Annotated in this window: 7 protein-coding genes; all 7 read right to left on the bottom strand. The window is 64.6% G+C overall.

Annotation, left to right across the window (positions count from 1 at the left end):
* A partial coding sequence (locus VDP82_RS13195) for an IclR family transcriptional regulator (RefSeq protein ID WP_323015313.1) occupies positions 1–614 on the bottom strand: 614 nt, incomplete at its 3' end.
* A 68-nt stretch (positions 615–682) separates the two neighbouring features.
* Positions 683–1,879 (bottom strand): aminotransferase class V-fold PLP-dependent enzyme, encoded by a 1,197-nt coding sequence (locus VDP82_RS13200; protein ID WP_323015309.1) that lies wholly within the window; start codon positions 1,877–1,879, stop codon positions 683–685.
* 30 nt (positions 1,880–1,909) lie between these two features.
* The gene (locus VDP82_RS13205; RefSeq protein ID WP_323015310.1) at positions 1,910–2,401 is read right to left on the bottom strand and encodes a RidA family protein; all 492 of its coding nucleotides are present in this window, start codon (positions 2,399–2,401) and stop codon (positions 1,910–1,912) included.
* Positions 2,402–2,421: 20 nt separating this feature from the next.
* Positions 2,422–3,393, bottom strand: coding sequence for an ABC transporter ATP-binding protein (locus VDP82_RS13210; protein ID WP_323015311.1), 972 nt, complete (start codon positions 3,391–3,393; stop codon positions 2,422–2,424).
* Complete coding sequence (locus VDP82_RS13215) at positions 3,390–4,397, bottom strand: ABC transporter ATP-binding protein (RefSeq protein WP_323015314.1); 1,008 nt, start codon at positions 4,395–4,397, stop codon at positions 3,390–3,392. The genes VDP82_RS13210 and VDP82_RS13215 overlap by 4 nt, the downstream gene beginning before the upstream one ends.
* A gap of 61 nt (positions 4,398–4,458) precedes the next feature.
* Positions 4,459–5,322, bottom strand: coding sequence for an ABC transporter permease (locus VDP82_RS13220; protein ID WP_323015312.1), 864 nt, complete (start codon positions 5,320–5,322; stop codon positions 4,459–4,461).
* The coding region (locus VDP82_RS13225) for an ABC transporter permease subunit (protein ID WP_323015315.1) at positions 5,322–5,479 on the bottom strand (158 nt) is incomplete at its 5' end. The genes VDP82_RS13220 and VDP82_RS13225, both read right to left, overlap by 1 nt.

Below are 5,479 nucleotides of genomic sequence, written 5' to 3' on the forward strand. Positions count from 1 at the left end.
ATGCAGGCCACGGCGAAATCGGATTCGCCGGCCTGGATGGAATAGCCCTGCGCCAACGCCTCACGCGCATTGTCAACCAGCACCTGCGGGTCGGTTTCGGCCCGGCCGGTGGGAGAAACGCGAGCCGAACGCCGGAAGATGGTCAACAAATCCTCGTCGGGCAGATGCCCGACCAGCAACCGCCCAGACGCCGTCCAATTGAGCGGGCTGCGACTGCCGACGCGCGAAGTGACGCTGAAATGGCCGCCGCCATCCTCCATGGCCATCACCACCATCATGTCCTCGTCGCGCCCGCAGACCTGCACGGTTTCGCCCGACTGGCGGGCCAGCTCGTGCATTTCCTGTGTGGCGGCGCCCAGTAGATCGAGATTACGGGCATAGGTGAGACCATAGTGATAAAGACGCGGCCCCAGCCAGATGAGGCCATTGGCATCGCGGTCCAGCAGGTTCTTGGCCAGAAGATCATCGATGATGGCATAGATGGTGGAAAGAGGCGCGCCGATCTCGCGGGCGATTTCATAGGCGGTGCTCGCCTGCTCGACGCGTTGCAAATAGTCGAAGATCTGCAAGGCGCGGTCGATGCCGCTGGTGCGCGTGCGCCGCGCCGGCTCCATCTGGCTTCGAACATCGTCCACCGCTTCTCTCCGCTCCCTCGCCTGCCGGGGTGGCTCCGTCTACGCCCTCAATCGGGCCACTTCAAGATCGCCGCCTCCTGGGCCAACCAATGCTCGCCCAGCGGGGTGGCAATCACCTCATTGGAGCGTTGCGCCCGCTCCAGTTCTTCCACCAGCCGCTCAGCGACGATAAATTCCTGATCGGGGTGGAGGTTGCACGGATCGAGAAAAACATAGCCATGCTCGGCCTCGTGATCACGCACGATGACCGGGCAGTCTCCCCGCGCCATAGCGGCGGCGAAGTCCCAGGCGGTGATGCGCGCTTCTTCCGGGTCGATGGCCAGCTTGAGCCGGTCGAGCGGATTGTCCGTGGGGTCGGGCACAATGACGGCCGTGACGCCGGGACGGTCGGATAGCGTTTCCTGCCAAAGATCGAGCGCCTTGCGCTCGCGGGCGCGAATACCGGCGTGATCGCGGATCTTCCAGGCTTCGAGCGCCGCGATGACGCCGGCGATGCCTTCCTTGCCCACCTTCATGCCGCGGCCGATACCCCGGTTCTGAAGGTAGATATTCCGAATGAAATTTTTCTCGCCGGCACAAATGCCGGAGGTGGGGCCGCCGAGGAATTTGTGCCCCGAATAGAGCACCACGTCGGCGCCCTCGGCGAGGAATTTACGCAGGTCATATTCGGAGGCGGCGTCGACGATGACCTTGACCCCGCGCGCATGGCAGATTTCGGCAAAGGTCTTGAGCGGAATCTGGGCGTAATCGACCACGTGGTGCGAAACCACATAGACCGCCGCCACGGTGCGCTCGGTGATGGCGCCTTCGAGTTGATAGGCGTGGGCGCTGGTCGCCTGCCCCACGGGCACCACCCTGCCGCCTGCGAGGCGAATAGCCTGATCGACAGGGGCGCCGTAGCTGACCATATGACCGGTCTGGATCAGGACCTCATTTTTCAAGCTGCCGGCATCAGGCAATTGCTCGATGGCCCAGAGATTGTCGCCGGTTATGGCAGCTGCCACGGCAAGCGAGATGGCCGCCGAGCAGGAGGCGGTGACAAAACCGGCTTCTGCCCCGGTCAGCTCGGCGATGGCGGTGCTGGCGCGGCGGTGCAGATCGCCCATCTCGACGAACTGGGTCAGTACCCTCGTGACGGCGTCCAACGCCTCGGGCACGACGATGGAGGCGCCCAGCGAAGTCATGGTGCCGGACACGTTGATTACAGGGCGCAGCCCGAGCCGGGCACGAATATCCTGGGTCATCTCGTCATTCATCCCTTCTCGAAGGCCGCGTCAGTCGAACGCGACTATGGCCTCGATTTCCACTGTAATCTGGTTGGGCAGCGAGCCGAAGCCCACGGCAGAACGCGCATGCATACCGCGCGCGCCGAACACCTCGTTCATCAGGTCCGAGCAGCCATTGATGACCGCCGGGTGATCGCCGAAGTCGGGGGCCGCATTGACCATGCCGAGGAGTTTAACAATGCGGCGGACCCGGCCGAGATCGCCCAGCGCCGCCTGTATCACCGCGATGAGATTGATGCCGGTAAGGCGGGCATGGGCGTAGGCCGCTTCCACCGACACGTCGACGCCGACCTTGCCGGTATAGAGCATGCCATCGGGCTCGGTGGGCCCCTGCCCCGACAGGAAAAGCAGATTGCCCTCGATCACATGGGTGACGAAATTGGCGATGGGCGGCGGGGCATCGGGCAGCACGATGCCCAGCGCGGCCAGCCGGTCGTAGGGGGTGGCATCCGGGCGCCTGGCTTGCTCGGAAACGCTCATGGTCAGAACTCCAACTCGGACTACAGCTCGCCTTGGCGAATGCAGGCAACGTGATGATTGCCCCCGATATGCTCGACCGGCGGAACGATGCCGGCGCAAGCCTCGATGGCCATTGGGCAGCGCGTACGGAAAACGCAGCCGGACGGCGGGTTGATCGGGGAAGGAATATCGCCCGCCAGCGGCACATGGGTACGCTTGCGCGCTGGGTCGGGCACCGGGGCGGTGGCGAGCAGAGCCCGGGTGTAGGGGTGACGCGGATGGGCGTAGACCTGGCGCGAGGGGCCGCGCTCCATAACGCGGCCCAGATACATGACCACCACCTCGTCGCACAGATATTCGACGACGCTCAGATCATGGGCGATGAACAGCATGGTCAGGCCCAGCTGCTGCTGCAAATCTCCAAGCAGATTAAGGACTTGCGCCTGAACGGACACGTCGAGCGCCGAGACCGGCTCGTCGGCGACGATGAAATCGGGCTCCACCGCCAGGGCCCGGGCGATGCCGATGCGCTGACGCTGGCCGCCGGAAAATTCATGCGGAAAGCGGCGGGAATAGTCTGGCGAAAGGCCCACTAGCGTTAGCAATTCGCCAACACGATCACGCCTTTTCGTCCCCTTTGGATAACCGCGAGCATCCAATGCCTCACCGATAATGGCGTCGACCCGGAGGCGTGGATTGAGGCTCGAATAAGGGTCCTGGAAAACGATCTGGAGCCGCTTGCGCCATTGCTTCATCTCACGCGGCCTGAGCGCGAAAATGTCGATGCCATCGAATATGGCCTGGCCCGAGGTCGGCTCGACCAGCCGCAGGATGGAGCGGCCGGCGGTGGTCTTGCCCGAGCCGCTTTCGCCGACCAGACCCACGGTCGTTCCGCGCCGCATGTCGAAGCTCACATCCTCGACGGCATGCACGATCTGGCCATTGCGGCCGGCAAACTGCTTGGTCAGCCCGCGCACACTGAGCCGGGGCGCGGCCGTGTCCGGCGGGGTCATAGCTCATGGCTCCTGATGCAGCGCGAAAAGGTCTCGTGGCCGGCGGGAGCCAACGGCGGCAACGCCGCGCGACAGGCCGGGATGGCCATGGAGCAGCGCGGTTCGAACGCGCAACCGGGCGGCAGACTGGTGATGGGCGGCACCGAACCCGGAATGGAGTACAGGGCGCGGCGCGCGCCGTCCTGCCCCAGATCGCGCCTGGCATCTGGCGTGCAGGCCAGAAGCCCCTTGGTATAGGGGTGGGTCTGGTGGGCGAAGAGCGCATTGACCGGCGCCTGCTCGACCACGCGCCCGCCATACATGACCACCACGTCATGGGCGATTTCGGCCACCACGCCCAGATTGTGGGTAATGAACAGGATCGACATGCCGAACTGGGCCTGAAGGCGCTGCAAGAGATCCAGAATCTGCGCCTGAATAGTGACGTCGAGCGCCGTGGTCGGCTCATCGGCGATGAGCAGCGACGGATTGCAGGCCAGCGCCATGGCGATCATGACGCGCTGGCGCATGCCACCCGACATCTGGTGCGGATAATCGTCGAGCCGCCGCCCGGCATCGGGAATTTCGACATGGCGGAGCATATCGAGCGCCTTGGCGCGGGCCTCGCCCCGGCTGACCGGCTGATGCAGGGCAATCATCTCGCCGATCTGGTCGCCCACCGTATAAAGCGGGTTGAGCGAAGTCATCGGTTCCTGAAAGATCATGGCGATCTCGCTGCCCCGGATGGCGCGGAACCGTCTAGGCGAAAAGCCGGCCAGGTCGTGCACCGCCCCTGCGCGGTCGCGGAAGAGGATTTGCCCGCTCTCGATACGGCCCGGCTTGGCCAGGAGCCCCATGATGGTGAGGCTGGTGACCGATTTGCCGGACCCCGATTCACCCACGACCGCCAGCGTCTTGCCGCGCTTGAGGTCGAAGGTGACGCCATCGACGGCCTTGGCAGTGGCGCGCCTGGAGACGAACCAGGTGCGCAGGTCGCGCACCGACAATATGGTGTCTGCTGCCAGCGCGCCGGTCATGCGGTGAACCCTCGATTGAAGCCGACCGATTTGAAGCGGTTATCGAACATCAGACATCCTTGGCGAGGCGCGGATCGAGGAAATCGCGCAGGCCATCGCCCACAAGTTGCAGCGAGAGAACGGTGACGATGATGGCCCCACCGGGGAACCACATGATCCAGGGGGCCTGCTCCATATATTGGCGGCCCACCGAAATCATGGTGCCCCAGGTGGGGATATCGGGCGAAATGCCGACGCCGAGGAAGGAAAGCCCGGCTTCGGCCAGGATGGCATTGGCGAAAATGAAGGTAGCCTGCACCAGCAGCGGCGAGGTGAGATTGCGCAGCACGTGGCGCACCAGCGTCACATGGGTGGGCACGCCAAGCGCGCGCGCCGCCTCGACATAGGGCAGTTCGCGGATGACCAGGGTGGAGGCGCGCACGACGCGGGCAAGACGGGGCGCATAGACCACGCCCAGCGCGATGACCACATTATTGGCCGAGGCCCCCAGGGCCGCCACCAGCGCGATGGCCAGCAGAATATCGGGAAAGGCCATCATGGCGTCGATCAATCGCGACACCGGGGTATCGAGCCGGCGAAAGAAGCCGGCCATCAGCCCCAGGAGCACCCCCAGGATGGAGGAGAGGATGACCACGGCGAAGCCGACCATCAGCGAGGTACGGCCCGAATAGAGCACGCGGGTGAGAACGTCTCGGCCCAGATCGTCAGTGCCGAAAAGATGCAGCAGGCTGGGCCCCTGCATGCGGTCGCGCACGGCCAGCTTGGCCGGCTCGTAGGGAGAAATCCATGGCGCCAGTAGCGAGAGCACCACAGCGAGCACCAGCACAACCAGCCCGACCATGGCGGCGGGGCGCGTCGCCAGTTTCTGGATGAGATTGGGTTCTCGCAGGGCGGGCGCGGCGATAGCGCTCATCAGTAACGCACCCTCGGGTCAACGATCAGATAGAGCATGTCGATGAGGAAATTGATCAGGACATAGAGCCCGGCGACCACCAGCAGCGCCCCCTGGATCAGGGGATAATCGCGCCGCAGCACCGCCGAGACGATGAGGCTGCCGACACCGGGCAGGC

It is taken from the genome of Devosia sp. (assembly GCF_034675085.1).
GTDB lineage: Bacteria > Pseudomonadota > Alphaproteobacteria > Rhizobiales > Devosiaceae > Devosia.

Bases quoted from the DNA above. Each gene is read 5' to 3' on its own strand.
- VDP82_RS13200 (WP_323015309.1), bottom strand. From the start codon at position 1,879: ATGACCCAGGATATTCGTGCCCGGCTCGGGCTGCGCCCTGTAATCAAC.
- VDP82_RS13205 (WP_323015310.1), bottom strand. From the start codon at position 2,401: ATGAGCGTTTCCGAGCAAGCCAGGCGCCCGGATGCCACCCCCTACGAC.
- VDP82_RS13210 (WP_323015311.1), bottom strand. From the start codon at position 3,393: ATGACCCCGCCGGACACGGCCGCGCCCCGGCTCAGTGTGCGCGGGCTG.
- VDP82_RS13220 (WP_323015312.1), bottom strand. From the start codon at position 5,322: ATGAGCGCTATCGCCGCGCCCGCCCTGCGAGAACCCAATCTCATCCAG.